The sequence below is a fragment of the Pseudomonas sp. Van50 genome (assembly GCF_055390755.1).
The window spans coordinates 5,985,661-6,001,839 of record NZ_AP024343.1; the positions used below are offsets into that span (position 1 = coordinate 5,985,661).

Below are 16,179 nucleotides of genomic sequence, written 5' to 3' on the forward strand. Positions count from 1 at the left end.
AATCATTGAAAAGGAAATGAATGATGTTATCGCAAGCGCTTGAGTTTCTTCTGGACGGCCCCGGCATCTCGACCAGCAGCGATCTGTTCGATCGCTTGAAAGAACCGGTTCTGCAACTGGGCTTTGGCCGCTATGAACTGCGCCTCAAACCAGACAGAAACGCACGGGAGCGCAGCGAGCTGGTTATTGGCGATTACCCACAAGCCTGGCATGAGGCCTACGAACAGGCAGGCTACGTCAGGATCGACCCGGTCATGTTGCACTGCATGCACAACGTCACGCCCATCGTCTGGACCGAGCGACTGTACAGCTCACCGCAACAACACAGCCTGCGAGCGCTGGCCGTGGCGCACGGCCTGGAGCATGGCGTCACCTTCGCCCTGCACGGCCCGCAAGGCCAGTTCGGGACATTGGGCCTCAATCTCCAGGCACGCGACGCTGATCAGGCGCAAGCGATGATCAGGCACCACATGGGTACGCTATCGATGCTCAGGGACGCAGCCCTGCAAGCCGCCCTGGCCCTGATGGTTCCGCCAGCGCCCGTCACCCAGGTCAAACTGACCCGGCGTGAAAAGGAAATACTGCGCTGGAGTGCCTTTGGCAAGACCAGTTGGGAGATCTCGAATATCTGCTGCTGTTCGGAAGCCAACGTGGACTATCACTTCAAGAATATCCGCCGAAAGTTCAGCGTGACGACGCGTAGCGCCGCCGTTGTCCAGGCCCTGTCGATGCAGCTCATTCAGATCTGACACAGCAAGGCATCCGGCCAGGCGCCTGGTGCCAGCTGAAATCGAGTTCTGGCGACCACTCACCGCACAGGGCCAACCGTGAAGGCAACAGATCGGCTGTAAGCACCTCACCGGTGAGTGTGCCGACCCCTCCGGCCAGGTTGAAACTGCGCTGGGAAGGGGCGGCATCTTCGGGGCGACATAAGCACCGCGTATCACCACGTATCCCACTCCCTCGGTATTTGAGCAGACTCTCGCGCCGGGTCCACAACCACACAAAGTCGGCTTCCCGCGTCCCCTCATCGCGACTCTGGAGCCAGCGACGCTCACTCTCGCAAAAGTATCGACGCACAGCACTGCGCCAGAAGACCGGGGCGGCACCGTCCTCGTAATCAAGGCCCACACGGGACGACCCCACGGCCAGCAGGCCCAGGCGCTGGGCATAAGTCACACTGGCGAATAGCCGGGGATGGGTACAAATGCGCAATTGCCCCGAGGCCTGCTGTTCGATCACCACTCGTTGCGGATCGCACTGCACAAGCCCGGCCACCGTCAGGCGCAGGGCAATGCGTGCGTTGAGGTAACGAACTCGCTGGCGCTCGCCCAAGGTCGCGGCGTGGCGCATCTGCTGTGCATCCAGCACGGCATGCCAAGCGGCATCAGCCTGTGCATGGACCGGGAAGACAACCAACTGCAACGCGCTCATGCAGATTGTTCACGGGCATTGTGACGGACCTGCAACCGGGCATAGAACAAAGCATAGGCTCCCGCCAGGCCCAATACCGGGAGCAGGGTCAGCACCGGGTCCGGCGTGCCGATCATCATGTGCACGCTCAGCAGCACAGCCGCATAGATCAACATCGCCCAAGCGGCCACTCGCACCGCAACGGCCTGGTGCGGGCTGCGGCCGATACGGCGGCTGATAAAGGCCGAGAACGCGAAAGTAGCCGCGAAACTGAGCAGCCACTGCGCCAAGGCCGATTGCGCCATGGCCATCCAGGGTAACTGACGGGCGCAGAATGCTACCCAACCGGCGTAAAGGGTGGCCGACGCGGTGGAGCTGACAAGCCTCACGACCGAAGGGTTAACCCATGAGTTTCTTGAGCGCACGCGCGATCCCCCGCTTGACCCGTATTCCCGTGGCCGACACCCGGAATTGAGCGGCCAGCTGGCTAATGTGCTGGCGATGCACGCTGTGCCCGATGGTCGGACCGAAGACAAACAGCCACTGGGGCAAATGCCAGTCGAGACGGCTCAGAAGACGGCCAACGTCGAAATACATCACGCGCACGGTTTCACCGCTGTAGGGGTGTTTTTTGCTGATCGGCAGGCATTGCGCCCCTAGTCGGGTGTAGATCGGCACCAGGATATCGATGGCGTCCAGCACGATGTACCGGCTCTGCAAATGCAGGGTAATCCTGCCCAGTTCGCGCAGCAGTGCCAGCATCACGTGATGCCCGGCGTACTCGGGCAAAATGGCGACCCGGGACATCTCGACAAAGCCCGCCGCCCACAACCATTGAGGCAAGGGCGTCGACATCTCGATCTCGCAGCGCTCACGATAGCCGCTGTTGACGACGACACGCCCCGCCCCCACACATTTGTTGCCCAGCCGCGCGCAGACCTGGATGGCGTAAGGGTCCCATTCATCCCACAAGACTCGCGGATCCTGCACGTCCTCCAGACGACCGTAGTGACGGTTGGCAGCCAGGCGGCACGTCAGCAAATCGTCCATGGCGCCGGTCCCTTCGATAATCGCGACATGGATCAGGCGATCGATGGCCGGACTCTTGCGTAGCGCCACGGGCAGGCTGTCGAAGGAGAAGTGCCGACGCTGGCACAGCAGCATCAACGCCACCGCGGTGCTCGAGGGGTTGTCCAGCACCCGGAAATGACAGAGGAAGCGGCCCTGGTCCTCGAAACGCCCCAGGACCTGCACACGCACCATGGCCAGGCCACTCCAGGGACAGTTGAACTGCAGTTCCAGATCCATGCCCGGCACGATCACTACATCTCGGTCCAGTACCTCGAAGGCGCCGTTGAGCGGGCTGAGGTAATGCAACTGTACGGTCAGGCGACGATTGAACAGTATGGGGCTTCGCGCCGCCGCCCTGAGTGACGCGTCGGCGCGATCGCGCTCATTCAGGTACGCCGGCCTGGAGCCGCAGCTCACCAGTTCCAGGCAGGGTCGGTCATTGCCTGACCACCGTCCCTGCATGTTCACCGGCACTTGCGGGCGATGCAGGCACTGCTGGAAACACAGCGCCACGGTGAACGGCTCGGGGTTGGCACTGTAGAGACCGGCCGGCACTTCAAGCACGCAATGCGCCTCGTCCCGGACCGCCAACGTGGCCGGCACACTGTGCCCTTCAAATCGGGCATGCACCGGGATACGGTGGCACTGCCCTTGCGCAACCCCTCGAACCGATGGCGATAATGCGGCGCCAAGCTCATCGCCCGGCAGCACAGACACGGCATTAGCTGACATAGCATCGTCCTGATGGCTTAAAGAAATACAGGCCGCCGTGGCAGCCTGTGTTCAATCGTCACTCAGTGACTCAGTGACCGGGCAAAGGATTGCAAGAGGTTGTAGCCCTGATCCCAGTACCCCAACTGCGACTTCCCATTGATGTGGCCCAGCTCGCCCAGGTTGGTGCAACCGCAACCCAACTGGCGGGCGCTGCGCTGCACGTAATCCAGGTCCCCGTAGGGGTCGTTCTGGCTGGTGATCACCGTGACCGGAAAGTCGACGCTCAGTTGGTCGGCCGGTCGGAAGCCACGGGCCTGCTCCGGAAACTGCTTGCCATTGGGGTCCGGCACCGCGACCAGAAACGCGCCGCGCATCAGGTCCGAGCGATGTCGCGCCGCCCACTCCAGGAGCAACAGGCACCCCAGGCTATGGGCGACCACGACCACCGGTCGTTGCTGCCCGGACAACAGCGCCTGCAAATCCGCGACCCACTCCTCGCAGTCCGGGTTATCCCAGTCACGGTGCTCCAGCCACAATGAATCGGGATGCTCGGTCTTCCAATGCCGCTGCCAGTGGGTATCACCGGAGTTGCCGACGCCCGCCAGGAAAAGCCAACTGAACCCCTCGTCATACTTCATATTCGACACCTACCCCATCGAAGCGCAGGCGATCCTGCACCAGCACTCGTTGCCCATGCTTGTCGAAACCATCGAGCAAACCGGCCTCCATCAGCCGGATAACGAACTGCGAGGAGTTCACCTCCCCCACTTCGTTGAGGCGCACCATCAACTCCTTGTAGCCGAATTTCTGCTCGTAGAGGTCCTTGAACAGTTGCACCAGGGCTTCGCTCACGGTGTACTTGGTCATGTCCTTGCCGGCCCCGTTGGACAGGATCCGCTTGAGGCTCAGCTTGAAGCTCAGGGGCTCGATCTTGAAATAGTCGGCGGTCTCGACCCGGTCGCCCAACCAGTTGAAGCTGGCGATGCGGTTCAACTGTTTGGTCAAGTCGGAGATCCAGCGCACGCGAGCCGGGTTAAGCTCGGCATCCATGAACTCGTCGGTCAACTCATTGCGCTGGTGCCGGCCGATGGCAATCATGGTCGAGGCGCGGTCCTTGAAGTCGCCAATCTGCGGGCGGTTCTGTTTTTCCCCGTTGACCAATTGCTCGAACCACTCCTTGCGCTTCAAACGTTCGTCGGCCGACTCGCTGATGCGACGCTTGGTCCAGAACTCGGATTCCGGCTCAGTGAACGAGGCAAACGTGTAGAAGGACGCCAGAAACTCGTGGTACTGGTTGTAGGTCTCGCTGTAGCTGCGGTTGTACCAGGCGTGGACCTTTTCGTTCTGCTCCGGATGCTGCATCAGGTAGTCAATGCTGCTGGCTGCGCTGACCGCCGACTGCGAGGCCAGGTGCACCCCTTGGGAGAACAATGGGTCGGTGAAGCAGGCCGAATCGCCACACAGGAAAAAGCGGTTGCGGGAGAAGTATTTGGTTTCGTAGGACCAGTCACGCACCAGCTTCACATCCTCGCAACGCTCCACACCGTTGAGGATCGACAGGGCTCGCTCGCTCTTGGCCAGGGTCTTGTCATAAAAAGCATTGAGCCCCATGGCCTTGATATCGGCCAGCTTGCTCTGGTCGACAATGGTACCCACGCTGTAGATACCGTCCTTGAGCGGGATCATCCAGATCCAGCCATCTTCGAAGGTGATCGAGAAAGTGGTGCCATTGAGGTCGTTCTTGAACGGGTCCGGGGTCTTGAAGTACGACCACAAGGCCACGCTTTTGTAGAACTCGTCGTACTCACGCAGATCCAGCTTGCGCACCAGCGGGCTATTGCTGCCTGAAGCGTCGATCAGGTAGTCGGCCGTGAATTCGCTGGTCTCGTCCTTGTGCCGTACCGTTACGCTGACGTTGTCGGCCTGCTCGGCATCCACATCGATGACGGCCGCCTCCTCGAACACGCGCACACCGCGCTCACGGCAGGTGTCGAGCAGCATCTGGTCAAAGTCCGAGCGCAGAACCTGGATGGCGTGGTCGAACACCCAGTCTTCGGTCTTGGGCGTGCTGAACGAGAAGGTCCACGGCGCTTCGGTCTTGCCCCACAGGAAGGTGGCGGAAGGCTTGAGCACGTAGCCGGCCTGCGCAATCTTTTCACTCAGCCCGAGGCGGTGCAGGATCGACAACGTGCCCGGCAAGAAAGATTCGCCTACGCGGTAGCGCGGGAACTTCTCTTTTTCGAACACCGTCACCTGGTGCCCGAGTTTTTGCAAGGTCAACGCTGCGATACTGCCAGCAGGACCACCACCCATGATAATGACGTGTGCAGACTTGTTCATGCGGGTACTACTCCTTTAGACCAGTTGAAGGATTTTCTGGCGGGCCGTGGATGTGCAGTGCGAATGCGCCGGGATGCACTCGCTGAGGGTGCAACCGGCCTGGATCGTCACATCGTCTTCAATCACCGTCTGGGGCGTGACCACGGTACTGAGCCCGATGAAGCAGCGATTACCGAGGGTCACGCTGTTACCGGCATTGAAATGCGGTGACAGGAAGTTGTTGTCGCCCAACTGCGAATGGTGGCCCACGCTGCAGTGGTAATTGATCATGTTCCAGGAACCGATCCGGGTGTTGACACCCACGTGGCAATCGGCGGCGATGACATTGCCGCGGCTGGTGCGCAAGTCCAACCGATGACGGACGCTGGGGTGGATGAAGTTGGGCGCCAACAAACGGCCATCGCTGAAGTACGCGTCGATCAGTTGCTGGCGCAAGGCAATATCGGCCACCCCCAGGACGTAGCGATAACGCGGGTCCAGGCCTTGGGCGGGCCACGGCGCGGCAGGGGCGGCATCGCCCCCGGCCTCATCCGGCACGATCAGGTGACGCACCACTGCCAACGGCTCGATGTCTTGCAGGTAAGTCGCCAGTTCCAGCGCGAAGCGCCCGGCGCCGAGGATCACGATATCGCTCATGAGAGCACCGCCCGGGTCTTCTTGAACCGATTGGAAAAAGCGATTTCATCGACCTTGTTGACTTTGACGGGCAACTTGTAGGCTTCCAGGCAACTGCCCAGATGCTCGAGCACATGCTGTTTGAGGGCCTTCTTGCTCTCCACGCCTGCGGCCATGACATCCATGTGTACAGCCTGGCCAGTGATCGCATTCGGCACGCCGTAGACCACGCAGTCGTCGATCAGCGAGCTGCGCAGCATCACGTCTTCGATTTCGGTGGGTAGCACCTTGAGCCCCCCGACGTTGATCAGCTCCTTTTGCCGTCCCTGGATCCGCAGATAACCCTCTTCGTTCTGCTCCACCAGATCACCGGTACGGAACCAGCCATCTTCGGTGACGTTATCGGTGTCCTGGTTCAGGTAGCCGACAAACTGGCTGCGGGTCTTGAGCTGCAACTCGCCATCGACAATGCGGTACTGAGTGTTCGCATCGGCCAGCTTGAAAAAGGTGCTGGCCGAGGACTGGCTGACCGTAGCGCTGATACCCGTTTCACTGGTGCCGAATGTTTGCAGCATCTTGGCCTTGGGGAACGCCTGCTGGACCCGTTTGAGCAGGCTTTGCTGCATGCTTTCAGTGCCATAGGTGATCAGCCGTACCGAGGACAGGTCATGCTGTTCGTGATGCCGCCCCATCAGGATCAGGTTAAGGAAGGTAGGGCTGACCGGCAGCACCTTCACCCCATGCCGCGCCACCAGCGCGCAGATCGATTCGGGGGCCCGATCGACCGGCATCACCGCGCACCCGCCCACCGCCAGCGTGTTGAGCAAGGAGTTCAAGCCGCCGATGTGGTCGAACAACAGGAACATCAGGATCGAAAGGGGCTTCTTGCGCTCTTTGCCCAGCTTGGTGTCGATCAGGTCATCCAGGTCATGCAGGATCGCCTTGGGCGCGCCGGTACTGCCGCTGCTCAACAACACCAGGCCTGAGCGCCCCTTCTCCCGCAGCGCGCTGTAGTACTCAGGGCTTTCGTCGGCGACCGGTTGTGCCAGCGAGTGATGCCCCCAGGCATCGGCGACGATCTCGATCCGATGCTGACACCGGGCGGCACCTTGCAGGGTTTGCAGGGAACGCTCACTGAGATCGACTAGCGGCGCCACAATATTGCGGTTCAGGTACAAGGCCAGCAGCGCAGCGACGCCAGACACGCTGTAGTCACTGTTGAGGATGACCGCATCCCCCGGTTTGACGCCGTGGTCGACCAGCCAGGCCAGGCACTGCTGCACCTTGGCATGCAGATCGCTGTAGGTGCACTGCTGCTCGCCGTGCAACAGCGCCACGCGCGGCCCCGGTTCGGCCAGCGTTGCCAGCAAGGCATCGCGGCTCATTGCACACCTCCCAGGCTGAGGGTTTCACCCGTCACAAAAGCCGACTGGCTGGAGATAAGAAACGTCAAGGGTCCGATCAGGTCGGTAAACACACAAGGCCTGGCTATCGTCTGGCGCTCAATCATCTTCTGTCTGATCTCTTGAGGAAGTGTGCGGGTCAAAGAGCTTCGGTACAGCGGTAACACCAGGTTATTGATGCGAATGCCAAAAACCGAAAGTTCCTTGCTCAACGTTCGGGTCAGCTGTTCGACAGCGGCTTTGCTGGCGGCATATATCGATTGGCCTGGAATAGCCCAATGGGTCGCCACGGTAGATATATTCACGATGACACCCGGATGCTCGTTCTTCTGCATTAACTTGACGGCTTCGCGGGTAACATTCATCAAGCCAAATACATTGCTCGCAAATAAACCCTGGACCGTCTCGGCAGGCGTCAACTGAAAAGGCGCCATATTGGCTTCGCCGGCGTTATTGATCAGCACATCCAGTTGCGCATGACTCAAGCGAATATGCTTGATCATTTTCCTGACCGCACTGGCGTCGTTCAAATCCAGACAGAAGTGCGTATAGCGCTCATGTTCAATTGAACCTTCACCGCGACTGCAACCAATGACGACGTGGCCCTGTTCCAGAAAATACAGCGCCGCTTCTTTACCAACGCCTTTGCGGGTACCGGTCAACAATATAATCATATCAATGCAACTTATATCCGATGAGTAGCGGCAGGCTGTACAGCGGCTTTATCGGTGCATTTGCCAAACTGCCAGAAGCAGGTTTTACCAGTGACGGGACTTCGCGCTTGATCAACCGCACACCGCTAAGGGGATACCCTGCCAGTTCCGCCGCATTACTCACCAGGCACTGAACGCGCATTTGCAGGCATAAGGACAATCGCCAACTGTCGAGACTGCGTGCAAACAACTGCGGGTTGCCGATGAACAGTACCCGACCGATCGGCTCGAACCAGCGCCGGGTCATGCGCTTGACTATCAGGTAGCAGGACTCGCCGGTCACTGAATCGACGATCATCAGGTGCCGACACTCGACCCCCGCGTGATCCCGGAAGACCACGCTTTCCTGCTCGCTCAGCCAGCCCGCGACTCGATGGACATCGGTTTCCAGGCGATAGCGCCGACGTATTTTCAGCGGATTGGGGAAGGGGTACATCAGCACCAGCTCGGTTTCCAGGTCGATAAAGCCGAACTTCTTGCTGATCTCGTACACATCCGGCGTGGGCGTATAGTTGAGCAGCGTGACCTTGCGCATCGACAGTACCGGCAACAACAGCTTCAGGCTTTCCTTGCGGTACTCGACCTGTACATACCAACTATGCAATTCGCAGAAGCGCTGCTGCCCGTTGCAGGGCTGGGTGGTAAACAGCAAACCGAGAAAACCCACCACCACGTCGCCGTCGAGCATCACATAGCCGAAGTAGTCCTCTCCCCCGGACCAGATATCGGCAAACATGCGCTTGCGCACATTTACGCCTATCCAGTTGGAGTTCAAGGTGGACTCGCGCAACAGCTTGCACACCGGGTACATGTCACTGCTCAGCGCTTTACGGACCGTCACGTTCACGTCGATGCTCCCTGCGTGGCGTTCATTCAGGCAGAGGCCAGTTGAGGAACCTGCTGCTCGGCGATAATGAAATCAATCAAACAGGCAACGCTGCTGAACGGGCTGACGGTCTGTGACACCGCTTTTTCCGACGTCAACGAGATTTCAATATCCAGTTCGTCGTCCAGGCCTTCTTCTACCGCAGCCAGAAAGCTGACCAATTGCATGGAATCGAACACCCCGGTAGTACCATAAAGCGCCAACGTATCGATATTTTGCAAATCGATCTTCTCTTTACGCGTGGCATTAACTTCAATCAGGGCTTGATGAATGATCGTAAATATCGCGTCTTTCATAATCGACCTTCTGAATTATCGGCAAACATGAGTCGGGCACGACTAACAAGCCGCACAACAACGAAGCGAGGAAAATCTAACAGGTTCATCTCATCAAAAAATACTACCAGATCTGATAGTTTTTTTATCCCTACGCGCTCCGCTAACATCCTCTGCCTACTGCCAGCACGTTATATAGAGCCCGGTGGCGGCGTACCCTCAATTCTCGGACAAGGTAACCCCATGCTCTTCTTGCAAATCGTTTTTATAATATTAACGGCCAAGGTTGCAGGTGCCTTTCTAAAAAGACTAGGGCAACCAGAAGTGGTTGGCGAGATGATCGCCGGGTTTGTATTGGGCCCTTTAGTACTTGGTTTTTTCTTTCCCGACTTCCACCACGCACTATTTAAGGGCGACGCTGTTACACAATTAAAGGTGCTCAGCGACCTCGGTATTCTGCTGTTCATGTTTGTCGTTGGCGCCGAGTTCCGTATGCCTGAACAGCACTCCCGCTACGCCCATGGCAAAGTGCTGCTGATCGCCGGCTGCAGCATTGCCCTGCCCTTCATTCTGGGCGTTGCGATCGCCCCTCTTCTCTACAGCACCTTCGCACCTGCCGGCGTCCCCCATCTAGGCTTCAACCTGTTCATTGCAACGCTGTTTTCGGTCACCGCGTTCCCGGTCCTGGCGCGCATTCTGAAGGAGCGACGGATGCTCGACAGTGAGGTCGGTGCGCTCTCGCTGATGGCTGCCGCCGTGAGTGATGTCTGTGCCTGGGTGCTGCTGGCGATCACCGCGATGAGTTTGCAATTGGACCGTCAATGGCAGGAGTTGGCTCTACGATTGTGTGGCCTGGCAGCCTTGTGCGGCGCTTCATTCTGGTGCGTTCGTCCCTTGTTGAGGCGCTGGATAGCCCACCTTGAGGGCAGGCGTACCTTGACCCTGCTCGCGGTCCTTGTGTGTGGTGCGCTGGTGTACGGCAGCATCACCGAATGGCTGCAAGTTCATGCCGTGTTCGGGGCTTTTCTGTTCGGCGCGTGCCTGCCGCGAGACCAACGGCTGCTGAACATGCTGGTCGAGCGAGTGGAGCATATTGCGGTCATCGTGCTGATGCCCGGTTTCTTCGCCCTCGCCGGGCTCAACACCACCGCTGCGACGTTTTCGGCCGTCGGTGTAAGCCTGCTAGGCCTGGTGCTGCTGGTGGCAATCGCCGGCAAACTGTTGGGCGGTGCATTGGGCGCCCGCTTCGCCGGTTATTCGACACCGGTCGCCATTGACATCGGCGTATTGATGAACGCCAGGGGCCTTATGGAACTGGTCGTACTGAAAATCGGCCTCGACCTGGGGATTATCGGCAAAGAGCTCTTTACCCTTTTTGTCATCATGACCGTGGTCACCACGGTCATGACCGGCCCCTTGCTCAACCTGCTGCAACGGTTGCGTCACGCTCGCCAAAGGCTGGGTGTGCAATGACCGCCCTCAACGTCCCCCTGCCCCCCACGCCCCTTGCAAAACCACGCATGCTCAAGCGCATCGGCGTCTTCGTTGCGGCGGCGCTGCTGATCGGCGTTACCGTGATCGCCATCTACCTCTATGGCAAGCAACCGCAGCGACAGGGGCTGGCCAGCCTGCCTGGACTACAGTCGCCAGTCGAGGTGCGGTTCGATGAGCGTGGCGTACCGCATATCACTGCCGGCAACGAGTCCGACGCATACCGAGCCTTGGGTTACGTGCATGCCCAGGACCGCCTGTTCCAGATGGAAATGCTCCGGCGCCTGGCCCGCGGTGAACTGGCCGCCGTACTGGGCAGCAAGCTGCTGCCCACCGACAGACTGTTCCGCACCCTGCGTATCCGTGAACAAGCAGACTGGCAGGTGGCGCATGCCGATCACCAGAGCGCGACCTGGCAGGCGTTGCAGGCGTACCTGGACGGTATCAACGCCTATCAGATGGAAAATCCACGCCCTGTAGAGTTCGACTTGCTCGGTATTGAGAAGAGGCCGTTCACCGCCCAGGACGTCTACAGCGTGGTCGGCTACATGGCCTACAGCTTCGCCGCTGCGTTTCGTACCGAACCCATGCTGACCTACGTCAAGGACACGCTGGGGGCGCCCTACCTGGCCATTTTCGATCGCAGTTGGGACCCAAGAGGCGCCCTTGGCAGCCAGGCACTGAACGCCACCGACTGGCAATCGATGGCGGCGCTGGCGCAGCTCAGCGAACAGGCCGTGAACCATTCCGGGCTACCGCAGATGGAGGGCAGCAACGCCTGGGTTGTCTCGGGCCGGCGCACGCAAAGCGGCAAGCCGTTGTTGGCGGGTGACCCGCATATCCGTTTTTCCGTACCATCGGTGTGGTACGAAGCCCACCTCAACGCCCCCGGTTTCGAACTCTACGGCGATTACGAAAGCCTCGTGCCGTTCGCCTTGCTGGGGCACAGCAACGACTTCGCCTGGACCCTCACGATGTTCCAGAACGATGACATTGACTTGATTGGCGAAACCACCAATCCCGACAACCCCGATGAAGTCTGGTACCAGGGCCGTTGGGTCGCCATGCAGGAAGAACAGCAGAGTATCGAGGTGCGTGATGCCGAACCGGTCATGCTGCGCCTGCGCCGCTCCCCCCACGGCCCGATCATCAATGATGCGCTGGGCGACAATGCCCCTGGCCGGCCCATCGCCCTCTGGTGGTCGTACCTGGACGGCGATAACCCGGTGGTGGATGCCTTTTATCAGCTCAACCGCGCCAACACGCTGGACAAGGCTCGCACGGCGGCGTCACTGATCAAGGCCCCGGGACTCAACGTGGTGTACGCCAATGCCCAAGGCGACATCGCCTGGTGGGCGGCTGCGCGATTGCCCAGGCGCCCGCCCCAGGTCACCGCGGATTTCATTCTCGACGGCAGCACCCCCGAGGCCGACAAGGACGGCTACTACCCGTTCAGCGCCAACCCGCATGAAGAAAACCCGGCCAGGGGCTACATCGTCTCCGCCAACGCCCAGCCCGCCTCGCCAGATGGCATGGCGATACCCGGTTATTACAACCTGCCCGACCGAGGTCGACGCCTGACCCGACAACTGGACCGGGACGATCAATGGAACATCGAAAAAAGCACCCGGCTGCAACTCGACACCCAGACCGGCTATGCCCAACGTGTGTTGCAACCGGTGTTGCCGATCCTGCGCGCGGCGATTGCCGACCCGCGCCAACGCCAGTGGCTGGAGAAGCTTGCGCAGTGGCAGGGCGACTACCCGCTGGACTCGATCGACGCCACGCTGTTCACACAGTTCCTTTATGACCTGAGCTATGGCGCCCTGCACGATGAGCTGGGCGATATGATGTTCCAGAACCTGTTGAGCACCCGCGTAATAGACGCTGCGCTGCCGCGTCTGGTCGCCGACGAGTACTCGCCCTGGTGGAAGGACAGGACACAACCGGACGTGCAGACCCGGGCCGACGTGATCGTTCGTGCCTGGAACACCAGCATCGCCCATCTGCAGGCCACCCTGGGTGACGACGCCACGCAGTGGCAATGGGGCAAGGTGCATCAACTGACGCAGGCGCATCCGCTTGGCAGCCAGAAATGGCTGGCACCGCTGCTCAACGCAGGCCCTTACCCGGCCCCCGGGAGCCACGAAGTGCCGAACAACTTCTCCGCACCGCTGAGTCCGGCGCCCTGGTCGGTCACCTACGGTCCCTCGACGCGACGGGTCATCGACCTGGCCACGCCGGACAAAGCCCTCGGCATACTCCCGGTGGGCCAGAGTGGCGTTCCGTTCAACAGCCACTATGAGGATCAGGTCCTGCCCTTCATGCGCGGCGAGTACCAGGCCTTGCACCTTTCATCGACGGACGTGGCCCGGCATACCCAAGGCACCCTGACACTGACGCCCGCCCCTTAGGTTCATCGGCCCTGGATGCCACGCCACACTGCGGCGTGGCAAATGCGCTGTCGAGCCCTCAAGACTGGGGATGGCGCGTGAACAATTCGGCTTCTGGTTTGCGCCCTACACCTCCCATCGCTACAGTCGTTCTCTATATTCCACACCACGGATGGAGCGACACGTGCCTACAGACCTCAAACCGAATTTTCATCGCCTGTCAGCCGTTTCGCTGCTGGCTGTCGCTCTAACACTCGCGGCCTGTAAGGCGCCACTCTCCTCCACAGCGACACCGGCATTGCCCGCCCCACCGGAGGTCATCTCCGGCTTCCGCACCGATCTGCAGACCCGCTACGCCGAGAAGCACATGGCCGCTGCGGCCAATCCTTTGGCGGCCGAGGCCGGGCGCGAGATGTTGCGGCGCGGCGGCTCGGCCATCGACGCGGCCATCGCGATGCAGGCCGTGCTGACCCTGGTGGAGCCGCAATCCTCGGGCATCGGTGGCGGTGCGTTCATTGTGCTGTGGGATGGCAAGGCCGTGCGCACCTACGACGGGCGCGAAACGGCACCGGCTGGCGCCACCGAAAGACTTTTCCTGCAAGCCGACGGCAAGCCCATGCCGTTTACCGCCGCCCAGATCGGCGGTCGCTCCGTGGGGACACCGGGGGTGTTGCGTGGGCTGGAACTGGCCCATCGCAAACATGGCCGCCTCAAATGGGCGACGCTGTTCGAGCCAGCCATCACGCTGGCGGAACAAGGCTTTGCGATTTCACCCCGCCTGCACACGTTGATCGCTACCGACCCGTCCTTGCCGGGCTCGCCAGACATGGCCGCCTACTTTCTCAACGCTGATGGCAGCCCGAAGGCGGTTGGCACGGTGCTGAAGAATCCAGCCTTGGCCGGCGTGCTCAAGCGCATCGCCAACGAAGGCCCCGATGCGCTGTACAAAGGCCCGATCGCCGAGGAGATCGTCGCCAAGGTACAAAACCACGCCAACCCCGGCAGCCTTTCGCTCAATGACCTCCAAGGCTACACCGCACGGGAGCGACCAGCGTTGTGCACCGACTACAAGCGCTGGCAAGTCTGCGGCATGCCACCACCGTCTTCGGGCGGGGTTGCCGTGGCGCAGATCCTCGGAACGTTGCAGGCCCTGGAACAGCGCGACAGCCACGCGGCCCTCGCGCCTTTGAAACCGGTCAAGACCGCCAAGCCCGCCGGCATTGAACCGACCCCCGAAGCGGTGCACCTGATCGCCGAAGCCGAGCGCCTGGCCTATGCTGACCGCGCCCAATACATTGCCGACCCCAATTTTGTCGCCGTGCCGCTCAAAGGCTTGGTCGATGCCGGCTACCTGGCCAGCCGCGCCAGCCTGATCGGCCCTCGTAGCATGGGCGTCGCCAAGCCCGGGACACCACCGGGCATCCAGGTGGCCTACGCCCCGGACCGTTCCCCCCTGCGTATTTCCACCTCGCAAGTGGTGGCCGTGGATGACCAGGGTGGCGCCGTGTCCATGACCACGACCGTGGAATCGGCGTTCGGCTCACACTTGATGGTCCAGGGCTTCATGCTCAACAACCAGATGACCGATTTCTCGTTCATCCCCGAAGAGAATGGGCAAAAAGTCGCCAACCGCGTCGAACCGGGCAAGCGCCCACGCTCGTCCATGGCACCGACGCTGATCTTCGACCGTCGGGGAGAACTGGTGGCCGCTGTCGGCTCCCCCGGCGGCTCCCAGATCATCGAATACGTCGCCAAGTCAATGATTGGCCTGTTGGATTGGGACCTCGACCCGCAAACCGCCATCAACCTTCCCAACTTCGGCAGCCGCAACGGCCCAACCGAACTGGAGAAAGGACAGTTCAGCCCGGCACTGATCCAGGCGCTGAAAGACAAAGGCCATGAGGTGAGCGAGATCGACATGAACAGCGGCACCCAGGCGATTGTCCGGGTGCGTGACGCGCAAGGGAAAACCTCGTTGGCCGGCGGTGCGGATCCAAGGCGCGAGGGTCAAGCGCTGGGCGACTGATCGCCCTCGCCCTGCGGTTGATAGACCAGCAGATCCGCGGGCTGACAGTGCAGATAGCTGCAGATGGCTTCGAGGGTCGCCAGGCGTATGCCCTTGACCTTTCCTTGTTTCAACAAGGAAAGGTTGGCTTCAGTAATGCCGATTGCAGCAGCAAGGTCCTTGGATTTGACCTTGCGCAGGGCCAGCATCACATCGAGTTGAATAACGATGGGCATGGGGATCTCAAACGAATGTTCTGTTTTCTGAATCGATTTCACTGGCCTGGGACAATATCCGGGCAATGATCGCAATACAGGCGGCAAGAAATAAAGCGACGAAAGACGGTGCGGTAATACTGAAGGTCAGCAATCGCTGGCCGACCGGCGCATTGATCGTCACCAGCAGGCTGAGAAACGGCTCGCAGATGAAGTCCAGCAGCACCCACAACGCCACCGCGCGCCCCGCATTTCCCAGGTAAACCGCTGCTGCAGTGGAAAAGTATTGCCCTTGGGCGTAGTGCTTGAAGAGCCTGCGCAAGTTGGTGAGCCCGACCGCCAGGGCCAGCAAGGGAATGCTCGTCAACAGTATCCCGCCCAGGCGCTGCCACCCCGTCAAGCGCATCGTCTCTTCAGGCAAGCTCGACAGCTGCCGCTCGGTCAGGGCAAACCCCAGGCCGTATCGGGAGGCCGCTTCAGGGTACAGCCAGGCCACGGCGTTGACGACCATCATCGCGACCATGAAAACAAGGGTGACGGCGGCCATCCGCTGGCTGTACAGCGCAAGACGATTCGAGTGCATGTGAGGCTCCAACAGAATAAGGGAGCCCAAAACATAGCCATTAAATTATCGCAAAACAATAA

General features: G+C 60.3%; 16 protein-coding genes. 4 read left to right on the forward strand and 12 right to left on the reverse strand.

Going from position 1 to position 16,179, the window contains the following annotated elements; all coding sequences use genetic code 11:
- Positions 1–20: 20 nt before the first annotated feature.
- A complete protein-coding gene (locus ACZ5M5_RS25825; protein ID WP_103308959.1) occupies positions 21–749 on the forward strand; it encodes a helix-turn-helix transcriptional regulator in 729 nt (242 codons plus the stop codon).
- Here the strand turns inward: ACZ5M5_RS25825 and ACZ5M5_RS25830 are convergent.
- The 10 genes from ACZ5M5_RS25830 to ACZ5M5_RS25875 form a co-directional block, all read right to left on the reverse strand.
- Positions 736–1,434, reverse strand: a complete 699-nt coding sequence (locus ACZ5M5_RS25830; protein ID WP_464738167.1) for a 4'-phosphopantetheinyl transferase family protein — start codon at positions 1,432–1,434, stop codon at positions 736–738. The genes ACZ5M5_RS25825 and ACZ5M5_RS25830 overlap by 14 nt on opposite strands.
- Complete coding sequence (locus tag ACZ5M5_RS25835; RefSeq protein WP_464738168.1) at positions 1,431–1,802, reverse strand: hypothetical protein; 372 nt, start codon at positions 1,800–1,802, stop codon at positions 1,431–1,433. Before ACZ5M5_RS25835 ends, ACZ5M5_RS25830 begins: the two co-directional genes overlap by 4 nt.
- Before the next feature lie 10 nt (positions 1,803–1,812).
- Positions 1,813–3,216, reverse strand: a complete 1,404-nt coding sequence (locus ACZ5M5_RS25840; RefSeq protein ID WP_464738169.1) for a GNAT family N-acetyltransferase — start codon at positions 3,214–3,216, stop codon at positions 1,813–1,815.
- Positions 3,217–3,278: 62 nt separating this feature from the next.
- On the reverse strand, positions 3,279–3,836 hold the full coding sequence (locus ACZ5M5_RS25845; protein WP_092172228.1) for an RBBP9/YdeN family alpha/beta hydrolase: 558 nt from the start codon (positions 3,834–3,836) through the stop codon (positions 3,279–3,281).
- Complete coding sequence (gene cmlS, locus ACZ5M5_RS25850) at positions 3,826–5,538, reverse strand: chloramphenicol-biosynthetic FADH2-dependent halogenase CmlS (RefSeq protein ID WP_103308968.1); 1,713 nt, start codon at positions 5,536–5,538, stop codon at positions 3,826–3,828. The genes ACZ5M5_RS25845 and cmlS overlap by 11 nt, the downstream gene beginning before the upstream one ends.
- Positions 5,539–5,553: 15 nt before the next feature.
- On the reverse strand, positions 5,554–6,174 hold the full coding sequence (locus ACZ5M5_RS25855; RefSeq protein ID WP_060740627.1) for an LbetaH domain-containing protein: 621 nt from the start codon (positions 6,172–6,174) through the stop codon (positions 5,554–5,556).
- Positions 6,171–7,538: an ANL family adenylate-forming protein gene (locus tag ACZ5M5_RS25860; RefSeq protein WP_464738170.1), complete on the reverse strand. Its 1,368-nt coding sequence runs from the start codon at positions 7,536–7,538 to the stop codon at positions 6,171–6,173. Before ACZ5M5_RS25860 ends, ACZ5M5_RS25855 begins: the two co-directional genes overlap by 4 nt.
- A complete protein-coding gene (locus ACZ5M5_RS25865; protein ID WP_203225754.1) occupies positions 7,535–8,218 on the reverse strand; it encodes an SDR family NAD(P)-dependent oxidoreductase in 684 nt (227 codons plus the stop codon). Before ACZ5M5_RS25865 ends, ACZ5M5_RS25860 begins: the two co-directional genes overlap by 4 nt.
- Positions 8,219–8,231: 13 nt before the next feature.
- Entirely contained in the window at positions 8,232–9,116 is an 885-nt protein-coding gene (locus tag ACZ5M5_RS25870) for a hypothetical protein (protein WP_207280891.1), read from the reverse strand.
- Between the two features lie 26 nt (positions 9,117–9,142).
- The gene (locus ACZ5M5_RS25875) at positions 9,143–9,451 is read right to left on the reverse strand and encodes a hypothetical protein (RefSeq protein WP_060740623.1); all 309 of its coding nucleotides are present in this window, start codon (positions 9,449–9,451) and stop codon (positions 9,143–9,145) included.
- Between the two features lie 222 nt (positions 9,452–9,673).
- Here ACZ5M5_RS25875 and ACZ5M5_RS25880 point away from each other — a divergent pair, with 222 nt between their 5' ends.
- The 3 genes from ACZ5M5_RS25880 (at position 9,674) to ggt (ending at position 15,340) form a co-directional block, all read left to right on the forward strand.
- Entirely contained in the window at positions 9,674–10,903 is a 1,230-nt protein-coding gene (locus tag ACZ5M5_RS25880) for a cation:proton antiporter (protein ID WP_464738171.1), read from the forward strand.
- A 47-nt stretch (positions 10,904–10,950) separates the two neighbouring features.
- On the forward strand, positions 10,951–13,335 hold the full coding sequence (locus tag ACZ5M5_RS25885; protein WP_464739454.1) for a penicillin acylase family protein: 2,385 nt from the start codon (positions 10,951–10,953) through the stop codon (positions 13,333–13,335).
- A gap of 151 nt (positions 13,336–13,486) precedes the next feature.
- Positions 13,487–15,340: a gamma-glutamyltransferase gene (ggt, locus tag ACZ5M5_RS25890; protein ID WP_464739456.1), complete on the forward strand. Its 1,854-nt coding sequence runs from the start codon at positions 13,487–13,489 to the stop codon at positions 15,338–15,340.
- Here ggt and ACZ5M5_RS25895 read toward each other — a convergent pair.
- Together ACZ5M5_RS25895 and ACZ5M5_RS25900 are read right to left on the reverse strand one after the other, a co-directional pair.
- On the reverse strand, positions 15,322–15,555 hold the full coding sequence (locus ACZ5M5_RS25895; protein WP_060740620.1) for a helix-turn-helix domain-containing protein: 234 nt from the start codon (positions 15,553–15,555) through the stop codon (positions 15,322–15,324). The two genes, ggt and ACZ5M5_RS25895, sit on opposite strands and share 19 nt — an antisense overlap.
- A gap of 7 nt (positions 15,556–15,562) precedes the next feature.
- Entirely contained in the window at positions 15,563–16,117 is a 555-nt protein-coding gene (locus tag ACZ5M5_RS25900; RefSeq protein ID WP_060740619.1) for a DUF2975 domain-containing protein, read from the reverse strand.
- Positions 16,118–16,179: the final 62 nt, after the last annotated feature.